Source organism: Streptococcus sp. A25 (assembly GCF_043674095.1).
GTDB classification, from domain to species: Bacteria; Bacillota; Bacilli; order Lactobacillales; family Streptococcaceae; genus Streptococcus; species Streptococcus suis_V.
In genome coordinates this window covers 21,812-42,921 of sequence record NZ_JBIMJO010000004.1, presented here as the reverse complement: position 1 = coordinate 42,921, position 21,110 = coordinate 21,812, and the positions used below count along the sequence as shown (strand labels likewise).

Sequence of the window (21,110 nt, the reverse complement as noted above, 5' to 3'; positions counted from 1 at the left end):
GACTAACTACATCTCCTCCGGATACACCAAGCCCCACTCTTTTCGGAGTTGGGTCATGATCTCCATAACATCTTGGGTGTAGGCTAGGTGCATAGTATTTTCGATGCCCGCGACAGCTTTTTCCATATCCGCCACTTCATAAGAGAGGGCCTTGGCAGTCTCGCCCGCTTCGATTACCTCTTGACTACCGTCTTCAGTATAGGTAATAACCGCCTTCTGCCCGCGAGGGTATTCATAGAGTTCGATATAACCCTTATCATAAGCAATGGTCCCACGCTTAGGCTGTTTGGCATGGAGACTGAGGGCAATCGTAGCCATCTCACCCGCATCATTGGACAGGAGAATACCGACCTGTTCATCGACACCCGTTGGAGCCAATTTGACCTGCGAAGCGACTTGATTTGGTTTTTCAGTCATGAACCAGCGAACAAAGGACAGGGCATAGACACCGATGTCCAAAAGGGCACCTCCAGCTAAGTTCTTATTGAAAAAGCGGTTGGTCATGTCATATTCCTTGTAGCTGCCAAAGTTCATCTGAATCATCTTCAACTCTCCCAGCTTGCCACTTGTAGCCACTTCGCTCAACTGACGATAGATTGGCATGTGGAAAATGGTCATGGCTTCTGCCAAGATGACCTGGTTTTCCTCCGCCAGTTGAATGGCTTCTGCCAACTCATCCTTATTTAGCGTGATGGACTTTTCACAGAGAACATGCTTGCCCCCAGCCAAGGCCTTACGCAGGTAATTGATATGGGTGTTGTGGGGGGTAGAAATATAGATAATGTCCACCTCAGGATCCTCAAACACCTGATCAATGTCCTCATAGACCTTCTCAATGCCATATTTTTTTGCAAAATCGATCCCTTTTTCATAGGTACGATTGGCAACGGAGTAGATAGTCCCTCCCATTGCTTGTAGAGCTTGGGCCAATTCATTGGCGATAACACCCGTTCCCAGAGTTGCCCACTTATATTGAACTTGATTTTCCATCTTAACCTCACTTTCCTATGCACAGTAAAGTTTCTTACTGTGCATACAGGTTCTAAAACTATTATAGTAGATTCTACTCTTTTCCGCACACTCCAAGTCGCATTTATGATACAATAAGAACATGACGACCGCTGTACTTAAAGTGACTGCCTCAGACAAGGCACAGATGCTCCACCACTACGCCCGCTACCAGCAGGCCAGTAAAAATCCTTACATCGAAGCATTTTTCAAACTTCCTGGCGCCAGCCTTTCCATCTACACTTCTGGAAAAGTCGTTTTCCAAGGGGAAATGGCAGAGCAGGAAGCCAGTCGTTGGGGCTATGAGCAGGCTCAGACTGATCAGACCATCTCCGGGCAGAACCTGCCCATGATTGGGACGGACGAGGTGGGTAACGGGTCTTATTTTGGCGGTCTGGCTGTCGTGGCTAGCTACGTCACACCTGATGACCATGCCTTTCTCAAGTTGCTGGGCGTTAATGACTCTAAAAAAATGACAGACCAAAAAATCTGCCAAATCGCCCCTCTCTTAAAAGAGAAAATCTCCCACCAAGCTCTGCTATTGTCCCCGAAAAAATACAACGAGGTCATCGAGCAAGGCTACAATGCCGTATCAGTCAAGGTGGCACTCCACAATCAGGCCATCTACCTGCTACTCCAAAAAGGGGTACAGCCGGAGAAAATCGTCATTGACGCTTTTACATCTATCCAAAATTACCAGAAATATCTCAAAAAAGAGGCCAATCACTTTGCCAACCCTGTCACCTTGGAAGAAAAGGCTGAGGGCAAATACCTGGCCGTCGCGGTATCATCCATTATCGCACGCGCCATGTTCTTGGAAAATTTGGCTCAACTAGGGGAGCAACTAGGCATGAATCTGCCATCCGGTGCCGGCAGCAAGTCCGACCAGGTCGCAGCCAAAATTTTGCAGAGATACGGAATGGCGGGGCTCAGCCAGGCCGCCAAACTCCACTTTGCCAACACACAAAAAGCAGAAAAATTATTGAAATAAGAGGAAACCACATGCGTTCAACTAAAAAAAATTCCCTTGCTCGCTTCCTAGCTGAGTGGGGCATCTTCTCTCTGATTATTATCGGATTCTTGCTCTCACGGCTCTTTATCTGGCAGCCTGTTTCTGTTGATGGACATTCTATGGATCCAACCCTTCATGACAAGGAGCGCTTGATCATGGCGCGCACGACGACCATTGACCGTTTTGACATTGTCGTGGCCAGCGAAGTGGACTCGCAAGGCAAGGAGAAGCTGATTGTCAAGCGGGTTATCGGTATGCCTGGTGACTCCATCCGCTTTGAGAATGACGTTCTCTATATCAATGAAGAGGTGGTGGATGAGCCTTATTTAGCAGAGTACCTGGCAGCCTTTAAGGAAGATAAACTCCAGTCCACCTACTCCTATAATAAGAGCTTCCAAAACCGTGCGGCAGCTGCTACTGCCTTCACACTGGATGCCAATGGCTACCCAAGCCTGTCTTATGTCGTACCCGAAGGACACTACTTCCTCATGGGAGACGACCGACTGGTTTCTCTAGATAGCCGTAATGTTGGTCCATTCACCAAGGCCAATATCAAGGGAGAAGTCGTTTTCCGCATGTGGCCCCTCAACCGCATTGGTACCGTAAAATAAACTAATTAGGAGTGAGACAGCTGTCCCACTCCCTTTTGATAAGGAAAAATCATGCAAGAAGTATCTTTCACCGGAACTATCGACCGGATTATTTTTGAAAATCCCAGTAATTTTTATAAAATCCTGCTCTTGGAAATCGAGGAGACCAATGCGGATTATGACGACTACGAAATTATCGTGACCGGCACCATCGCAGACGTTATTGAAGGCGAAGATTACCGCTTTTACGGCAACTTGGTTACCCATCCCAAATACGGTCAGCAGCTGCAAATCTCCCGCTACGAACGCAGTAAACCAACTGCCTCTGGACTGGTCAAGTATTTTTCCAGCGACCATTTCAAGGGCATCGGCCGCAAGACGGCTGAGAAAATAGTCCAGCTCTACGGCGAGGATACCATTGATAAAATCCTAGCCGAACCTGAAAAATTGACCCAGATTACAGGATTATCCAGCAAAAATCGGCAGGCTTTTGTGGAAAAACTCCGCCTCAACTACGGCACAGAGATGATTTTGTCCAAACTAGCCGAATACGGCATTCCCAACAAACTCGCCTTTCAAATCCAAGACCAGTACAAGGAGAAAACTCTGCAAATCATCGAGGAAAATCCCTACCAGCTGGTCGAAGATGTCCAAGGAATGGGCTTTACCATTGCCGATAAAATCGCTGAAAATCTGGGCATCGAGAGCGACTCACCACAGCGTTTCCGAGCCGGCATGCTCTATTGCCTGCTCCAGCGCTCTATGGAGACGGGCGACACTTATGTCGAGGCGCGTGATTTGCTAGAGGCCAGCATTGACGTGCTGGAAAAATCCCGCCATGTCGAGTTGGACCCGGCTGCCGTAGCGCAGGAATTGACCGGTCTCATTAATGACGGCAAGGTCCAGCAGGCAGGCACCAAAATTTTTGACAACAGTCTCTACTTTGCTGAGGAAGGCATTCACAAGAACCTCAGTCGCCTCATGGGCAAAAATGGTTTCAAGCCCTTCCCACGCAAGGACGTCGAGACTGCCATTGCAGAGCTGGAAAGCATGTCATCACTGACCTACGATCCTATTCAGAAAGAGGCTATTGTCCGAGCTATTACCAATCCGCTCTTTATCCTAACTGGCGGACCCGGCACAGGTAAGACCACAGTCATCAACGGTATCATCGCGGTCTACGCTATCTTGCACAAGATTGATTTGACGAAAAACCGTGACGAATGTCCTGTCCTCTTAGCCGCTCCAACCGGCCGAGCCGCCCGTCGAATGAATGAATTGACCGGCCTGCCAGCTGCGACCATCCACCGCCATCTGGGCTTGGTTGAAGGTCAAGAAGAATCCTACCGCGATGATTATCTGGATGCGGAATTTATCATCGTCGATGAATTTTCTATGGTCGATACTTGGTTGGCCAACCAGCTCTTCCAGAATATTTCCTCTCAGACGCAGGTCCTCATTGTCGGAGATGCGGAGCAATTGCCATCGGTCAGCCCCGGTCAGGTCCTGGCCGACCTGCTCAAGATTAAAAAATTACCCAGCCTAACGCTGGAGAAAATCTACCGCCAGTCCGACGACTCGACCATTGTCACTCTTGCCAGTCAAATTCGGCAAGGCAGCCTTCCAGCTGATTTCCGTGAAAAAAAGGCAGACCGGTCTTATTTCGAGGCGCAAAACGAACAAATCCCTGCCCTGATTGAACGCATTGTCGGTGCCGCCATCAAGTCGGGAATCCCAAGTCAGGAAGTGCAAATCTTGGCACCCATGTACCGAGGAGTAGCAGGCATTGACCAGCTCAACATTATGACCCAAAACCTGCTCAATCCAATAAGCGAGGGGCAATTGGAATTTGCTCATAACGACCAGATTTTCCGCCAGGGCGACCGGGTCATCCACTTGGTCAACGACGCTGAAAGCAATGTCTTTAATGGCGACTTGGGCTACATCACCGACCTCCTGCCTGCCAAGTACACCGACAGCAAGCAGGACGAGATTTCCATCAACTTTGACGGTAGCGAAGTGACCTACCCCCGCAATGAGTGGTACAAAATCACTCTGGCCTATGCCATGTCCATCCACAAATCTCAGGGGAGCGAGTTTCAGGTGGTCATTCTGCCCATCACCCGTACCAGCCACCGGATGCTCCAGCGCAATCTGGTCTACACGGCCATCACCCGCTCTAAGAGCAAGCTCATCCTGCTGGGTGAAATCTCCGCCTTTGACTACGCGGTCAAGAATGCCGGTACCCTACGCAAAACCTATCTGGTTCCCCGTTTCCAAGGGGATTTTGAAGAAAAGGCAGAGCAGCCAGAGCAGATTTCACCAAATCAGCCTACAAAATCTGCCCAGTCTATCTCGTCTGAACAGCCCGCACCAACCAAAGTGCCTGTGGAAAAAACTGTATCTGCACCCAGCCAACTTTCCCTACTGGACCAAGAACCTGTGGAAAACACCCCCATCCAGCCCACTAGCTACATTCTGAACGAAAAAAATATCCTCACCATCGACCCCATGATTGGCCTGACCGATGAAGATATTGCTCTATTTTTCAAATAAACTGACTTTTGTTACAAAAATATTACAATTGTTACAAAATTGTGTTGACACCATCCTTCTGTTTTGCTATACTAAAATCAAACAGGAGGATTTTTATATGAAAAAGAAAATAACAAACGGTATTCTACTCTTATCTGCAGCTATTTTATTAACAGCCTGTGGAAAAGAAACTACCCCAGCTACATCCACTAAGACCAGTGAGAAAACAGAACAAACCCGCTCTAGTAAAAAATCTACAGACAATTCTACTAAGAAAGAAACTGATACAAGCTCTAGCCAAGCAACCGAATCTAGTGCTACAACAACTACTTCGTCTCAAGCAGAAAGTAGCTCATCTTCAAGCCAGACCAAGCAAGAAGAAACTGCTAGCCAGCCTAGCTCAACAACTATGACAGGAGACCAGCTATTGGCCTTGCCATCAGTAGCTCTTCCGACAGAACTTGTCGGTACTTGGACAGGCACTAGTCCACAAGCACGTATGGTCGAGGTAACCGTCGCAGCTGATGGGACTTTCACTGTTACTCAGGACTTCCGTCAAAGCGAAGATGAGGAAGTAACCGACTGGAATGTCCAACACCGGACTGCTGTCATTACAGACTTGATTTCACCCAAACCAAACCATTACCTAGTTCGCAAGTCAACAGGAGACGGAGTAGCTTTACTTCCTGGTGTAACAGGCATTGGTGGTGCTGGATTTCAACTCTTGCCAGGCTTCATTCTAGAAAATGGACAATACAAGGTTATTATGCAAGGAGTTGCAACAGATGCCTCGCAAACAACTATTGATTTAACTGCACCTGCTCAAATAATGGCAACCCTGAATAAGGAACAATAAGTCCTACCAACTAAGCTCGACTAGACCTGTCGGGCTTTTTCATTTTTTTCGATGACCAATCTGAGTACAAAAAACTAGGCTGTCACCTAGTTTTCATTGCTTGTTTCTTCTGAAGATGCTGTCACCTCTTGTGAAGGAAGTTCCTTAGCAGGATTCATATTGACTCTGTGCCACTCATTGATGACGTAGGCGAGGGCGACCACTTGATTGTAACCCATAGGATCGATTTCGGTATCGTCCTCAGATGCGCCACCAAAATGAGCTGTATAAATGGCAATGCTGTAAGGTGTTGCCTCCATGACAATGGCATCCAGATTGAGGGCTTCACGGACATAGCCGGGTTTTTGGTAGATGGTCACCCCGTGAACATACTCTTCAAACCAAGTTCCCGGAAAGGCATCATCTAGGTACTTCATCAGGTCTGCGTATTTGTCCTGACGCTGATAAAGGTAATCCAAGACCTGCGAATAGTAGCTCGTTGTCGTCTGATTGCCATTAGCAGAAATAGTTGGCACGTCAGGATTTTTCGATTTACCATAGCGGCCAAACATGGTGTAGGCCTTGTCCATACCACCGATGCGCTCCGCTAAGGCATAGGCTGGAGTATTTTCAGACACTACAATGGAGCCGTATTGCATATCTGCGATCGTCATCATCCCATTATAATTGGCAACATAGGCATCATGCTCAGGCTTGTATTCATAAGTTGTGCCGGTAATATCGTAAGCCTCTGTCGCTGAAACTTCACCTTTTTCCACCGCATCTACCACCAACATATTGAGGGGTAACTTATAGGTGGAGCCAGCGGTCATAGGCTGGGTATCGTTCATGGAGAAGACTTCATTGGTTTTGAGATTCTTATAGGTAAAGGCCACCTGTGATGGGTCCAATCCCTGCTCCAAGAGATAGGCCTTGACCGTATCTTCTAAACTCAGATTAGGATAATCATAATAGAGATAGAGACTGTTCATGTAAGCCAAATCTTCCTGCATGACCAAGTCTTTGGCCTCCTGAGACTTATGAACAGGCTTGACCACTTCTTTTTTGGTTTCTGTTTCCTTCGATCCACTCGCCGCTGCTTGGTTGGAAGAATCGGCTTTGCCTATCCCTTTCTTGGTCGAATCCAGATTGAAAAGGGCAACCATACCAAGCGTAAGGAGGACTAGTAAACCTAGAGCGATAGGAATATAGTCTGTCCAAACCTGCTTTTTACCATGCCGCGACCCACGTTTTTTTCTTCTTTTTGGCAATTTCCAAAATGAAAGAAATTTATCCACAGTCGGTTTGACAACTCCCTTAATCCTGTCTGTGGTTGGAAGAAGACGCTTTTCTGCAAGTCTTCCTGGTACAATCCGCTTCTCTCTAGACTGATCTAGCGCAACCGTTCTTGGAAAACGCTGATGAATCTGACCACGATTTCTCTTAGATGGAACTCTTCGGGGATATTTTCGCTTGGCAGACTTGGTCCAAACCTGTCGCCGAGATTTTCTTTGCTCATTCTCTCTTGTCATAACTCTACTAGTATAGCTGATTTACTTGGTCAAAACAAGCATTTATCATTAGAAAAGAGCTGATATAAGAAATTTTAGAATATCAGGCAAGCAAAAAAAGGCGATAGGCAGTCATCCACCAATGGAAAACTACCTTATCCGCCTTTTTATAAACAGATTCTATCTCTTCACCAAGGTCTTACGAATATCGAGGGCAACTGCCACCACGATAACGATACCTTGGATGACGTTGGTCATATCTGGTGTGACACCCAGGTAGGTCAAGCAGACCTTAAGGAGCTCAAAGACGAATACCCCTAAGAGAATGCCCGGAACGGTACCCTGACCACCGGCCGTTGAAACGCCACCGATTGTCGCTGAGGCAATGGCATCCAGCTCGTAACCCATACCTGCACCCGCACCAGCAGAACCTGTCTTGGCTGACAGAAGGAAACCTGCCAATCCGTAGAGCAGACCTGCTAGAAGGAAGATCTTGATTTTGGACATGCGGACATTGACACCAGACACCTCAGCCGCATTTTCATTACCCCCGATAGCGTACATGTACTTACCATAGCGAGTCTTATTGTAGAGCACCCACATAGCTAGGCCGACCAGGCCTGCGATAATGGTAATGTAAGGGATAAAGCCGAAGAGCTTTCCTTGCCCAATCGCTACAAACTCATCCTTAAAGGTACCAATCGGCTTAGACTGGGAATAAATCAAGACAAAACCATAGGTCATGATTTGGGTACCCAGTGTTGCCAAAAATGGCGGCACACTGAGGAAGGAAATAATGGCACCATTGAGCAGACCGAGGATGGCACCCACCGCTAAAGCTGCCAAGAGAGGGACAAAAATCGGTAAATCCGGCAGATTTGGGAAGAATTTCTGGGCGAAATCAGGACGCTGCACCAGAGTTGCTGTGATGATAGCTGTCAGACCGACGATACGACCAGCTGACAGGTCAGTACCACGGATAATCAAACAGCCCGACACACCCAGGGCAATGATGAAACGAACAGAGGTATTGGCCATGATGTTGGCCGCGTTCCCCAGGGTAAAGAAGTTGTTTTGGGTCAATCCTGTATAGAGAATCATAGCCGCTACCACGATGTACATGGAGTTCTTGGTTAGAAATTCTCCTAGGTTAAAGGATTGAGTGGCTTTTGTTTCTAATTTAGGCATTGTCATCTCCTCCTTGATTGCCAGTCATAAATTTAGTTGCCAGTTGCATCACGGCCTCCTGGGTTGCCTCTTCCTTATCCAAGAAACCAGAAATCCGTCCTTCACACATGACCATGATGCGGTCAGACACGCCCAGAAGTTCAGACATTTCAGACGTAATCATGATAATGGACTTACCTTCGGCAGCTAGATTGTTGATGATTTGGTAGATTTCGTACTTGGCACCAACGTCGATACCACGGGTCGGTTCGTCCAGGATGAGAATATCTGGGTCATTGGCCAACCAGCGGGCCAGGATAACTTTTTGTTGGTTACCACCTGACAGGCTTTCGATGTGGGTCTTGGTCGACGGTGTCTTGACGCGCAGACGATCAACATTGTGATCAACAACATTCTTAATCTTTTTGTCATCTAAGAGACCGAAGGCACCCAGGTATTGGTTGAGAGAAGCTACAGCGGCATTATCAGAGACCGATAGAACGCCGAAGATACCGTTGAAACGCCGGTCTTCTGTTACCAGGGCAATCTTATTGGCAATGGCTGTGGCTGGATTTTTAATCTTGACTTCCTTGCCCTTGATATAAATCTTACCTTGTTTGAGGGCCCGAATACCGTAAAGGGCCTCCATAAGCTCGGTCCGTTGGGCACCGACCAGGCCACCAATCCCAAGCACTTCACCTTTTTTGAGGTCAAAGCTGGCTTGCTTGAAGGATAGAGGATTTGGCGAGGTCATCTCTTCTAAGTGAAGAACGACTTCCTCCTCAACCTTGTTGGTCTTAGGTGGAAAGAGGCTGGTCAATTCCCGACCAACCATGGCTTGAATAATCTTGGCCGTTGTCATCTCAGCGGCTGGCCAGGTACCAACGTACTGCCCATCCCGCATGACTGTGATGTCATCTGAAATCCGCAAAATCTCATCCATCTTGTGTGAAATATAGATGATTCCAATGTTTTTGGCCTTGAGCTGGGCAATGATTTCAAAAAGTTTCTCCACTTCTGAGCTAGTCAGAGAGGAAGTCGGCTCGTCCATAATGACAACCTTGGCATTATGCGAAATGGCCTTAGCAATCTCCACCGATTGCATCTGTGATACAGTCAAGGCATTAAGCAAGGTTTTGGGGTCCATGTAAAGACCAACTTCTTCCAGTAAAGCCCTTGTATCCTGGTTCATCTTGGCATGGTCAACCAGATTGAACTTGCCCAGAGGGTAATTGCCTAAAAAGACATTTTCAGCGATGGTCATCATGCGGATGGGCTGCAATTCCTGGTGGATCATGGACACACCTGCATCAATGGCCTCTTTGGAATCCTTGAAATCCACTTCCTTGCCATCAAAGATGATAGTGCCACCATCTCGATGGTAAATTCCAAACAAGCATTTCATGAGGGTAGATTTGCCTGCACCATTTTCACCCATAAGGGCATGAACGGTTCCCGGACGGAGCTTGAAGGTCACATCGTCCAAGGCCTTAACACCCGGAAATGTCTTGGTAATATGTTTCATTTCTAAAATATATTCACTCATTCTCCTAGGTCTCCTTTTCAAAAAATAAGAACCTGCATTCACAAGTAAGGCACATTTAGATAAGAGATAGCTTTTTGCTAATCAAGGCCGTTTTTCACTGGAATACTGCTGTATTCCAGTGAAAAACGAACGATGAGTGGCAGAAAATTGGCCTTAGCTAAAAGTGCCGGGTTGAGAATACAGGTTCTAAGTTCTCACTATACTAATCAGGACCATTGTTACTGGATATCATAGAATAGTGAGAACGCACTGTCGTTTACCAAAATTGATTACACTAGTCAGTTTGCTTATTTATCGGCATCACGTTTTGCATAACGCTCTTTGATTTCGTCGATGGTTTCTTTTCTAGCTTCTGCTTCTTTGAGTTCAGCATCTTCTGCTTTTGTAACTTTCACATAGTTAACCCAGTAGTAAGGTGAAACGTCTTTACCACTCATCAACTCAACTGCGATATTTGCTGCGGTGTGAGATTGGTTGAAGTGGTCGTTCAATACTGTACCTGTCAACTCGCCTTTACCAAGAAGTTCCATAGCATCTGGAATAGCATCTACACCGACTACTAGGATATCTTTACCAACTGTACGGCCAGCAGCCTTGATAGCTGTTACCGCACCGACAGCCATACCATCATTGTTAGCAAATACAACTTCCAATTTGTCGCCGAATTGTTCTAAAGCAGCTGCAGTCACTTCTTGACCTTTAGCAGTATCCCAGTTTGCAAGATATGGTTCAGCCAAGGCTTCGCGTTTGATACCTGCGTCGTCAAGAGCTTTGACAGAGTAGGTGGTACGTTGTTGGGCATCTACGTTAGCTGGGTCACCGAAGAGAGTAATATAGGTCACAGTACCGTCACCGTTGATATCCCCTTTAGAATCAGTTGCTGCGATGATTTCGCCTTGATAAGTACCTGATTGAGTTGCATCAGCACCGACATAGGCAGTCTTACCAGGCCAGATTTCCAACTCAGCTACTTCAGGCTCGCGGTTGATGAAGACAACAGGGATATTTGCAGCTTTTGCTGAGTTAATGATGGTACCTGCCGCTGTTGGGTCAACCAAGTTTGCAAGGATAATATCTTTACCTTGAGCGATAAAGTTATTGATTTGCTCTGTCTGGGTAGCCTGGTCTTGCTTACCATCCTGGATATCCAAGTTGTAGGTATTGCCAGTTTCTTCGCCTAATTTTTTGAAATATGCGTCCAATTCTTCACGATAGAGTGTCATGAAGTTATCGTTAAATTGATAGATAGCAACGCCGACTTCAAAGGTTTCTCCAGTTCCACCTGAACCTCCGTCAGAATCTGAACCCGATTTTTGAGCTGCCTGGCCACAAGCAACCAAAACCAAACCTACAAAAGCAATTGCTAAAAATTTCAATACTTTTTTCATTCCCTATTCCTTTCTATTTATGAGAAGCACAAACCTGTATTGCAAGCAATTTTTGTAAACGTTTTCTTGTATATCAATATAGTAAAACTTATTGGCTTTTTTGTCAATAGTTTTTTACCATTATCGATATATTTATTTTTTTTGAAAATTTTTAACATAAAGCAAAATATCCCCGTTTCCGAGGATGCGATAAGGAATGACTAGACTAATTCTTCAAATCGAACTTCTGCTAAGATTTCTGCAAATTGCTCTGGCGCAACTTCTGGGAAATAATTGAGGCAGTTGGCAGTTGCATAGGCAGCAGCCTCCTTGAGGAAGATTTCTGGCTCTTGGTTTTGGCTGATCCCCTTTACAAGGAGACCCAGATAGAAATCCCCAGCTGCAATTGGATTTTTAGCCTCTTTCTTAGGGGATTGGATACGGAAAAAGCGTTGACCAATTTTGGCTAGACTTCCCTTGCTGCCCAGGGTCACGATAAGATTTTCGTGAGGAGTCACTTCTTTGAGGATGCGCAGTACATCTTCTGGGTCATGTTCATCCAACTCTAGATAGATGTCCTTGAGCTCCTCATTGTTAATTTTAATCAGGGCTGGACGAGCCTCGTAAGCGGCACGAAGGGCTGCACCACTGGTATCCACAATGGTGCGGACCGCAGGGAATTTTTCAATAAACTGCTGGATATAATCATCCGGCATCCCCTTCATCAGACTGCCTGAAAAGACCAAGGTATCACCTGGTTGCAGGCTTTCCTCGATTTGCTTAGTAAATTGATCCAGGAGTTCTGCAGTCAATTCCAGGCCTTTTTCATAGAAGAGAACCACATCCCCTGTCGATGTTTCAACGTAGATATTGCAGGTGCGGGTGTTTTGCCCAGACTGAACCACCTTGAGGGCATTGCCCTTGTCAGCATTGAGCTCCTCGATGTAGCGACCAATCGCTCCACCTAAAATAGTATGGATAACATAGTCTGTCTGGCCGTTTTCCTTGAGGGCATAGGCCACATTGAAACTCTTGCCACCTGGATAATCCCGGACTTCAAAGGGACGTAGGGGAATATTTTTCTCAATAGCCTCAACCAAGAGGGTTCGGTCAAGAGCAGGGTTGGGACAGACAAGATGAATCATAGCAATCTCCTTTTTTTATGTGATGTTCTATGATTATTATAACAGATATATTGATATATGGTTGAAAAAATTATAAAAAGAAACCAGAAATTTTCTGATTTCCCTATTTGAAATTGGTAACGGTCACACCCAGCAAACGAATGCCCTTTTCTGGCTGGCCGACTTCTTCAAAGATTTGGCGGACTTCCTTCTCAATCCTATCGGCTTGGTCAGTCGCCTCCGAAAAACTATGGCGCTTGGTCAGGGTCGAAAAATCTCCGTAGCGGATTTTGAGGACAATGGTCCGTCCTTTTTTCTGGTGCTTGGTCAGACTAACCGCCACCTTCTGACAGAGCTTGCCCAACTCTTGCAGAGCATCCTCTTCGCGATAGAGCAACTTGCGGTAGGTCCGCTCCTTACCGATAGACTTGCGGATGCGATTGGTTTTTACGGGTGAATTGGAAATACCCCTGGCCTTGCGGTAGAGATCAAAACCGAAACGACCGAAAGTGTCAATCAAAGTCATCTCCGATACATCTAACAAATCTGCCCCAGTATAGACTCCCATCTGATGCAGTTTTTCGACGGTCTTCTTACCAACTCCGTGAAATTTCTCGACAGGGAGACTGGCCAAAACCGGCACCGCATCCTCCGGCTTAATCAGGGTCAGTCCATGCGGCTTTTCCATGTCCGAGGCGATTTTAGCCAGAAATTTATTATAGGAGACGCCAGCTGATGCCGTCAGGTGTAGCTCCTTCCAGATATCGTACTGGATGAGTTTGGCAATCTTGATAGCCGAAGTGATGCCCAGCTTATTTTCTGTCACATCCAGATAGGCCTCATCGATGGACATGGGCTCGACTAAATCCGTATAGCGGTGGAAAATTTCGCGGACCTGGAGACCAACTTCCTGGTATTTATCATAGTTCCCTGAAATGAAAACCGCCTGGGGACAGCGTTCATAGGCTTCTTTGGAAGACATGGCCGAATGAATTCCAAAGGCACGCGCCTCATAACTACAGGTGGACACCACCCCCCGACCGCCAGACAGTCTCGGATCCGCCCCAATGATAACCGGCTTGCCCTTGAGACTGGGATTGTCCCGCACCTCAATAGCAGCAAAAAAAGCATCCATGTCTACATGAATAATTTTTCTAGATAAATCATTGATTAGAGGAAAAATTAACATGAACACTCCTTTCTGGTGAAATCTATTTTCAACCATTATACCCCTTTCCGCACAATATTTCATCACAATCGATTTTTTCACAAAGAATTTTATTATAACAACACATAAAATCATATTTCTTGCCAAACACTTACAATCCGCATACTCAGGCGTTTTCTGAAATATTCCGAAACAACTTTCACAAACTTTCATTGATTTTTGCCTTGAAGAAAGCGTTTTATAGTGTTATAATAATCACAAGCATATTATTTGCAAAAACTCAAAGGAGAACCCTCATGTCAATAAAAGTAAAAACTAAAAACGTTACTGAAGACATTTTCGCCCAAGCCTGGGAAGGCTTCAAAGGTACCGACTGGCAAGATAAGGCTAGTGTAACTCGTTTCGTACAAGCCAACTACACGCCATATGATGGTGATGAAAGCTTCCTTGCAGGCCCAACTGAGCGTTCACTGCATATTAAAAAAATTATCGAGGAGACAAAAGCAGGCTACGAAGACACTCGTTTCCCTATGGATATCGACCGTGCAACTTCTATTGCTGATATTGGCCCTGGCTTCATCGATAAAGAAAATGAGCTCATCTTTGGTATCCAAAATGATGAACTCTTCAAGCTTAACTTCATGCCAAAAGGCGGTATCCGTATGGCTGAGACTACTCTCATCGAAAACGGCTACACTCCAGATCCACTCTTGCATGAAATTTACACCAAACACGCAACCACTGTAAACGACGGTATCTTCCGCGCCTATACAGCTAACATCCGCCGCGCCCGCCACTCACACCACGTTTCTGGTCTGCCAGATGCTTATTCTCGTGGTCGTATCATCGGTATGTACGCACGTTTGGCACTTTACGGGGCTGACTACCTCATGGAAGAAAAGGTAGCCGACTGGAATGCTATCACTGAGATTGATGAAGAATCCATCCGTCTCCGCGAAGAAATCAACATGCAGTATCAAGCTCTCCAACAAGTTGTTCGCTTGGGTGACCACTACGGCGTTGACGTCCGTAAACCAGCCATGAACACCAAGGAAGCTATCCAGTGGACCAACATCGCCTTCATGGCAGTATGTCGTGTCATCAACGGTGCTGCAACTTCCCTCGGTCGTGTACCAATCGTTCTTGATATCTATGCAGAACGTGACTTGGCTCGCGGAACATTTACAGAATCAGAAATCCAAGAATTTGTTGACGATTTCGTATTGAAACTTCGTACCGTTAAATTTGCTCGTACAAAATCATTCGACGAAATCTACTCTGGTGATCCTACCTTCTTGACCACTTCTATGGCAGGTATGGGTAATGACGGTCGCCACCGTGTTACCAAGATGGACTACCGTTTCCTCAACACGCTTGACAATATCGGCAACTCGCCAGAACCAAACTTGACTGTTCTCTGGTCTGACAAATTGCCGTATGCCTTCCGTCGCTACTGTATGGCTATGAGCCACAAACACTCTTCTATCCAATACGAAGGTGTAACAACCATGGCCAAAGACGGCTACGGCGAAATGTCTTGTATCTCTTGCTGTGTGTCACCACTTGACCCAGAAAGCGAAGACAAACGCCACAACATCCAGTACTTCGGTGCTCGTGTCAACGTTTTGAAAGGTCTTCTTTCAAGCTGGAACGCTGGTTACGATGATGTCCACAAAGAATACAAGGTATTTGACGGTGTTGAGCCAAACCAAGAAGAAATCTTCACCTACGACCGTGTCATCAAAGACTTTGAAACTGCCCTTGACTGGTTGACAGATACCTATGTGGATGCCATGAACATCATCCACTTCATGACCGACAAGTACAACTACGAAGCAGTTCAAATGGCCTTCTTGCCAACTCACCTTCGTGCAAACATGGGCTTCGGTATCTGTGGATTTGCTAATACAGTCGACTCCTTGTCAGCTATCAAGCACGCGCAGGTTAAACCAATCCGTGACGAAGATGGCTTTATCTATGACTATGAAGTAATCGGTGACTTCCCACGCTACGGTGAGGATGATGACCGTGTAGATGATATTGCGAAATGGCTCATGGAAGCATTCTATACTCGTCTTGCAAGCAAGAAACTCTATAAGAATGCGGAAGCTGCCGTGTCTATCTTGACTATCACTTCAAACGTTGCCTACTCTAAACAAACTGGTAACTCACCAGTTCACCGTGGGGTATTCCTCAACGAAGATGGCTCAGTCAACACTTCTAAAGTAGAATTCTTCCCACCAGGTGCCAACCCAACTTCTAAAGCTCGTGGTGGTTGGTTGCAAAACTTGAACACCCTTTCTAAATTGGACTTCAACCATGCCAACGACGGTATCTCATTGACCACTCAAGTTTCTCCAAAAGCGCTTGGTAAGACCTTCGATGAGCAAGTAACAAACTTGGTGACAATCCTTGACGGTTACTTCGAACAAGGGGGTCAGCACGTTAACTTGAACGTTATGGACTTGAACGACGTTTATGAGAAAATCATGGCTGGTGAGGACGTTATCGTTCGTATCTCTGGATACTGCGTAAACACTAAATACCTCACTAAAGAGCAAAAAATGGAATTGACCCAACGTGTCTTCCACGAAGTTCTCTCAATGGACGACCACGCAGCTGAAGTTTCAGGTGTGAATGCTTAATCAAAACAAACTGAAAAGGACTTGCAATGCAGGTCCTTTTTGCTGTATAAGAATTTTTCTTCTGAAGAAACAACGGGCTCCCTTGATAATTATTCGTTTCCGTCACCGCATCATTAAGAAGATACTACCGAGCCATAGGCACTCCTTATTCTTTCTAGCAACTATTCCACATGATTGAGAGATAGGATAGATAGGTAGATAAATACATATCTAATATCTCATTCAAATAAGGGGCAAACAAATCTTCCATTGCTGACAAACTTCCTTTGGCATGAAAGTCATCAAAGGCCTTGCAGTAAACTAGTCAATCCGAGAATTTTATATCAATCGGAGGGTAGCCAGCCTTCATCAGCTCCAGGTTAACCAAAAGCCTACCCGTCCGACCATTCTCATCAATAAAGGGATGGATACTTTCAAAGGCGATGTGAAAACGAGCCATCTTGGTCACGATGTCTTCCTGACTTTGAGCATAGTCCGCCAGCCATTGCTCCATAAAAGGCTGGGCAGGTTTATTTGTAGCTCCCATGATACGTACCGGCACTTTTCGATAGACGCCCCTACCGTCTTTTTTATCCGATAATACCAGATAGTGAATATCCTTCACGACTTGCTCAGTCAAGGGAGCACCCTCTGCCACCAGGGTCTGCACATACTCAAAAGCTTCCCTGTGACCAATGGCCTCAAGGTGATCTTTCACAGGTTTCTGGTCAATGGTCAAACCGCGCAAGACCATATCTGTCTCACGGAGGGTCGGAAGGAGAGGCGATAAACGGAAGGATAGGGAGAGGATTTTCGGAAGGATATGGATAACTTAACAACTTTGATAGAATAACAGATCGTCAAAATCAGACTGAAATCGGTAGAATAGTAATTCTAAAAATCAATCACATTCAGCAACCAAATTCTCTTCAGCTACTGAAATTGGCTATACCGTTCTTTCTTCAAATTTTGAATGGAGAGCATTGCTACAAAGCTAATCAGGTAAAGACTAGATAGGAAGACCATGACAGTGGCTGGGCTGGAAGCATCCAGAATCATACCGATAATGACAGAGGAGAAGCCTCCTACTGCCCGACCGACGTTTAGGATAACGTTATTGGCTGTAGAGCGGATGTGATGTGGATAAAGACGGGTAATCATGGCCCCGTAACCCGCAAACATCCCATTGACAAAGAAACCAACTATCATGCCACCTAGGATCATAGTCACATGGGAATTGGCAAACTGGAAAAGATAGACAGATACAGCAGATGCAAGGAGAAAGGCGCTGAAAACAGGTCGCGGGCCAAACTTATCCAATATATGACCAAAAACCAACATACCTATACACATACCAAGAATGGTAGTGACCATCCACAAAGAAGAATCTTTGACACTAATATTTAGACTGGTTTGAATAATGGTCGGCAACCAATTCATCATACCGAAGTAGCCTGCGATTTGCACCGTTGTCATAACCATCAATGCCAGTGTCTGGACTGTCAAAGCAGGCGTTTTAAACAATTGACTAACATGAGCGACTTCCGTATCTTCCTTGTCCTGGCCTGGAGAATGGTCTAAGATGGCATCATCTTTTATAGCCACTTGCATCCATAAGACCAGAAGGAGAGGCAAGAGCCCAAAAAGGAAGAGCCCCTTCCAGCCTAAACTTGGAGCCAACCAGCCTGCCAAGAGAGCCGAGCTGATAGAACCAATCTGGCCCGCGATACCATTGAGGGAAGAAATTCGTCCCATCTTTTCCTTGGGGACAATACCTGCCATAATAGCAATAGCGACACCATACTCACCACCGACCCCGATGCCGGCAATAAAACGCATGAGGTAAAGGTAAGGCAGGCTATTGGTAAAGTAGATGAGTCCCGTGGCAACTGCAAAGATGACAATGGTCCACTTGAAAACCTTAAATTTATTGTAGCGGTCAGCAAGGACACCGAATACTAGTCCACCCAGTAGCATACCCAGATTGGTGATGGTCGCAATCCAGCCAGCCTGGGCTCCAGAAATGCCCAGCTCTGCTATGATATTAGCCATAGAAAATGACAGGAACATGACATTTAAATCGTCTGTTCCAGAAGCCACAATGGCCGCCGCTAAGGCACGCTGATTATTTTTATCGAGTTTCAAACCCAACATAGACAATTCTCCTTTTTAATGGTGGCTCACAGACCACCTTTATTAAAAATTGAGAAAAGCTCAAACAAAAACAGGAACTACCGTCCCTGCTCTTAAAAGTGCATTAAAATAATGTGGAAAAATACCTTTCCATCTCTCATTGATTCACTTTTATGCCTCACAGGACACAGTTAAAGCTATTAACAATTTTTACCAGTCTACTAAAAAAGAGACTAGCTGTCAACTAATTGTATGCATTACTGATTCAGATAAGGCCCCAATTTCTCAAAAGTCTTATCATTCCGGATGGTCAATTGCTTGTAAAAGGGAGAACCAGCTAATTTTTTATGATAGGCCGTGCCATGGTAGCCTGCCTCAGAAGTCACCACCCAATAAATAGCCCGGTCCGTCAGCTGGAAAATCTCAGCTCCTAGCACAAGGTCTGCCAAATAGTTTTTCAATTTGTCAAACTCAAGTTTCTCTGTAAAAAAGAGTACATTCTTCCGGAAATAATCTTCCTGCCACCAAGCTGGTAATTGGACTAGCTCCGCCCCGTAATCTTCTTCGCTCAGAAGAGCAAAGGCCTCAACAAAAGGATAATTCGCCGCAAAAAACTGGTCAAAGTCCGCCACGATATCCGCTCTGCTATGGGCCGACGAGAAAAATAAATTCCCAGAATTGATATAGGTCTCAACATCTGTGTAGCCCATGGCCTCTACCTGCTGGCGGAGCTCCGCCATGACGACCTTATTGCGTCCGCCAACATTGATGCCCCGCAGTAACAAGACATATCTCACGATACTTCCTCCTCCAAAACCTGTTTTATCAATTTCATGACCTGATTGCGGTCCAACTTCCACTGAGCCCGCTCATCCTTGTCAAAGGTTCGATTCGAAAGGAAAATAGCCGCCAGCTGCAAGGGACGATTGTACATGATAAAGGTGCCTGTATAGCCTGTGTGAGACAACCAGTTCCCCTTCTTATCCCAGGCTAGCGACCGCTTGCGCTTGTCGTCAAAGCCATAATCCTGGGTCAAATCTGCTGCAAAGTCCGCTGTCAGATAATGCTCCAAGAAGATTTCCAAATCCCTAACCGTCGAAAAAAGACCAGCACTTCCAGCATGTCCCCCCAAGACACGCGCCTTAGGATCATGCACCACACCTGCCTTGACACCACGCACCGTCGGTACCGCCTGACTGACTGGTCCATAAGAGGTTTGGGACATGCCAAAGGGCTCTAGAACACCTCGTCTGATTAGCTGATCCAGACTAGCTCCACCCAGTTCTTCCAGCAAAAAGCCCAGCAGAAGAAAATTGATATCTGTATAGAGAAAATCTTTTTTATCCGTCACCCTAATCTTCAAAATAGCTTCTTTTAATTGGTCCGCATCCAGACTATCCCGATTGGGAATGAAAGGATCGATACCGCTAGTATGGGTCAATAATTGCCGGATGGTCACTTGACTATTCTGAAAAGCAGGATAGTAAGACTGCAAGGTTCTATCTAGCTCCAAAGCTCCGCTATTGACCAAAAAAGTCGCAAGAGTGCCAACTCCCACCACCTTGGAAACAGAAGCCAAATCATAGGTCAAACCCGCCTCAACTGGCGTCTGACCATCCTGGGTACCCAGATAATACTCCTGCCACTGGCCCTTAGAAAAAAGAGCCAGACTGGCGCCAGGATAGACTCCCTGCTCAATCTGCTCTGAAATCTTGTCTAAGATTGTTTTTCTCATTTTTCAAACCACAATTCAATACCGCTTGGGTCTGTTGTTTGGATAAAAGTCGCTTTCTTGTCTTTGAAAAATGGAACGTCCAGCTTGCTCTCCAAATCAGACCAATCATAATCACTCTCTACCGCAAAACGGAGGCTGTCCAAGTCCCAGATCTCTTCTGCTGGTGTCAGTAAATCTTCACCCTCTGCCCCAACAAAACGCAAAAAGTCCTGGTTGGGCAAGATAGTCTCATAAAAATCCTGGCTAACTACTGGATGAGGGCTGTTAATCCAAACAGACTCCACCTCAAAATGACTTAAACCAGCGAAATCAGCATCCCCCTTAAAAGGAACTGGTGGCAGAATAGCTGTTAAATCATCGATGCTTGCCTCACTGTGGAGCAAAAAAGTATCTCCCTCAGGCGATACTGCCTCAAAACCATAGCCATTATGCCCCTTGTAGAGCTTGCTGTAAACCGTTCCATTAGCCAACAGAGCCTCAATTTCGTGAACCTTCTCGACCTTGATAATGATTTTATTGAGCTTCTTCAGTCCATGAACAGCCCGGCTACGATTGCCTGGCGATTCCTGCAAAACCAGCCTAATCTCGCTGTCTTGATGACCAGCAAATTCCGCAAATGGGCCGTCTTCCAGCTTGGTTTTCATCCCCAAATTATCTTCTAGGAAGGCTTGATTAACACTTCTATTATTGACCCGCAGCACAGGTACTACGGCTTGATTTTCCCTTAACACAATCATTTCCCTCCTAATATCATT

The 21,110-nt window shown here is 45.9% G+C and carries 16 protein-coding genes and 1 pseudogene; 5 read left to right on the top strand and 12 right to left on the bottom strand.

Annotation, left to right across the window (positions count from 1 at the left end):
- Nucleotides 1–6 precede the first annotated feature (6 nt).
- A complete protein-coding gene (locus ACHBID_RS02675) occupies nucleotides 7–990 on the bottom strand; it encodes a Gfo/Idh/MocA family protein (protein ID WP_105161221.1) in 984 nt (327 codons plus the stop codon).
- A gap of 121 nt (nucleotides 991–1,111) precedes the next feature.
- On the opposite strand from ACHBID_RS02675, the gene rnhC reads away from it, so the two are divergent.
- The 4 genes from rnhC to ACHBID_RS02655 all read left to right on the top strand — a co-directional run bounded on the left by rnhC (nucleotide 1,112) and on the right by ACHBID_RS02655 (nucleotide 6,001).
- On the top strand, nucleotides 1,112–1,999 hold the full coding sequence (rnhC, locus tag ACHBID_RS02670; protein WP_105111738.1) for a ribonuclease HIII: 888 nt from the start codon (nucleotides 1,112–1,114) through the stop codon (nucleotides 1,997–1,999).
- Nucleotides 2,000–2,010: 11 nt separating this feature from the next.
- A complete protein-coding gene (gene lepB, locus ACHBID_RS02665) occupies nucleotides 2,011–2,631 on the top strand; it encodes a signal peptidase I (RefSeq protein WP_105111737.1) in 621 nt (206 codons plus the stop codon).
- A gap of 51 nt (nucleotides 2,632–2,682) precedes the next feature.
- Complete coding sequence (locus tag ACHBID_RS02660) at nucleotides 2,683–5,166, top strand: ATP-dependent RecD-like DNA helicase (RefSeq protein WP_394731620.1); 2,484 nt, start codon at nucleotides 2,683–2,685, stop codon at nucleotides 5,164–5,166.
- Between the two features lie 97 nt (nucleotides 5,167–5,263).
- Nucleotides 5,264–6,001 carry a hypothetical protein gene (locus tag ACHBID_RS02655; RefSeq protein ID WP_394731619.1) on the top strand — a complete coding sequence of 246 codons (738 nt, stop codon included), beginning with the start codon at nucleotides 5,264–5,266 and terminating at the stop codon, nucleotides 5,999–6,001.
- A gap of 86 nt (nucleotides 6,002–6,087) precedes the next feature.
- Here the strand turns inward: ACHBID_RS02655 and ACHBID_RS02650 are convergent, their stop codons facing one another.
- From ACHBID_RS02650 to dinB, 6 genes are all read right to left on the bottom strand, one after another.
- Nucleotides 6,088–7,512, bottom strand: coding sequence for a serine hydrolase (locus ACHBID_RS02650; RefSeq protein WP_394731618.1), 1,425 nt, complete (start codon nucleotides 7,510–7,512; stop codon nucleotides 6,088–6,090).
- A 159-nt stretch (nucleotides 7,513–7,671) separates the two neighbouring features.
- On the bottom strand, nucleotides 7,672–8,679 hold the full coding sequence (locus tag ACHBID_RS02645; RefSeq protein WP_105110628.1) for a beta-methylgalactoside transporter: 1,008 nt from the start codon (nucleotides 8,677–8,679) through the stop codon (nucleotides 7,672–7,674).
- Complete coding sequence (locus ACHBID_RS02640; protein WP_172009082.1) at nucleotides 8,672–10,204, bottom strand: ATP-binding cassette domain-containing protein; 1,533 nt, start codon at nucleotides 10,202–10,204, stop codon at nucleotides 8,672–8,674. Before ACHBID_RS02640 ends, ACHBID_RS02645 begins: the two co-directional genes overlap by 8 nt.
- A gap of 287 nt (nucleotides 10,205–10,491) precedes the next feature.
- A complete protein-coding gene (locus ACHBID_RS02635; protein ID WP_105110626.1) occupies nucleotides 10,492–11,592 on the bottom strand; it encodes a galactose ABC transporter substrate-binding protein in 1,101 nt (366 codons plus the stop codon).
- A 200-nt stretch (nucleotides 11,593–11,792) separates the two neighbouring features.
- Complete coding sequence (locus tag ACHBID_RS02630) at nucleotides 11,793–12,716, bottom strand: 1-phosphofructokinase family hexose kinase (RefSeq protein ID WP_394731617.1); 924 nt, start codon at nucleotides 12,714–12,716, stop codon at nucleotides 11,793–11,795.
- A 103-nt stretch (nucleotides 12,717–12,819) separates the two neighbouring features.
- On the bottom strand, nucleotides 12,820–13,884 hold the full coding sequence (dinB, locus tag ACHBID_RS02625) for a DNA polymerase IV (RefSeq protein WP_394731616.1): 1,065 nt from the start codon (nucleotides 13,882–13,884) through the stop codon (nucleotides 12,820–12,822).
- A 275-nt stretch (nucleotides 13,885–14,159) separates the two neighbouring features.
- Between dinB and pflB the strand changes: the two genes are divergently transcribed.
- Entirely contained in the window at nucleotides 14,160–16,508 is a 2,349-nt protein-coding gene (pflB, locus tag ACHBID_RS02620) for a formate C-acetyltransferase (protein WP_394731615.1), read from the top strand.
- Nucleotides 16,509–16,662: 154 nt separating this feature from the next.
- On the opposite strand, the pseudogene ACHBID_RS02615 reads toward pflB, so the two are convergent.
- The 5 genes and pseudogenes from ACHBID_RS02615 to ACHBID_RS02595 all read right to left on the bottom strand — a co-directional run.
- Nucleotides 16,663–17,259, bottom strand: a pseudogene (locus tag ACHBID_RS02615) (Fic family protein); the annotation flags it as partial.
- Nucleotides 17,260–17,420: 161 nt separating this feature from the next.
- Nucleotides 17,421–18,641, bottom strand: a complete 1,221-nt coding sequence (locus tag ACHBID_RS02610; protein WP_394731614.1) for an MFS transporter — start codon at nucleotides 18,639–18,641, stop codon at nucleotides 17,421–17,423.
- Between the two features lie 236 nt (nucleotides 18,642–18,877).
- Nucleotides 18,878–19,420, bottom strand: a complete 543-nt coding sequence (locus ACHBID_RS02605) for a DUF1697 domain-containing protein (protein WP_172095367.1) — start codon at nucleotides 19,418–19,420, stop codon at nucleotides 18,878–18,880.
- On the bottom strand, nucleotides 19,414–20,355 hold the full coding sequence (locus tag ACHBID_RS02600; protein WP_394731613.1) for a serine hydrolase domain-containing protein: 942 nt from the start codon (nucleotides 20,353–20,355) through the stop codon (nucleotides 19,414–19,416). Before ACHBID_RS02600 ends, ACHBID_RS02605 begins: the two co-directional genes overlap by 7 nt.
- Complete coding sequence (locus tag ACHBID_RS02595) at nucleotides 20,352–21,092, bottom strand: CppA family protein (RefSeq protein WP_238143437.1); 741 nt, start codon at nucleotides 21,090–21,092, stop codon at nucleotides 20,352–20,354. The genes ACHBID_RS02600 and ACHBID_RS02595 overlap by 4 nt, the downstream gene beginning before the upstream one ends.
- Nucleotides 21,093–21,110 lie beyond the last annotated feature (18 nt).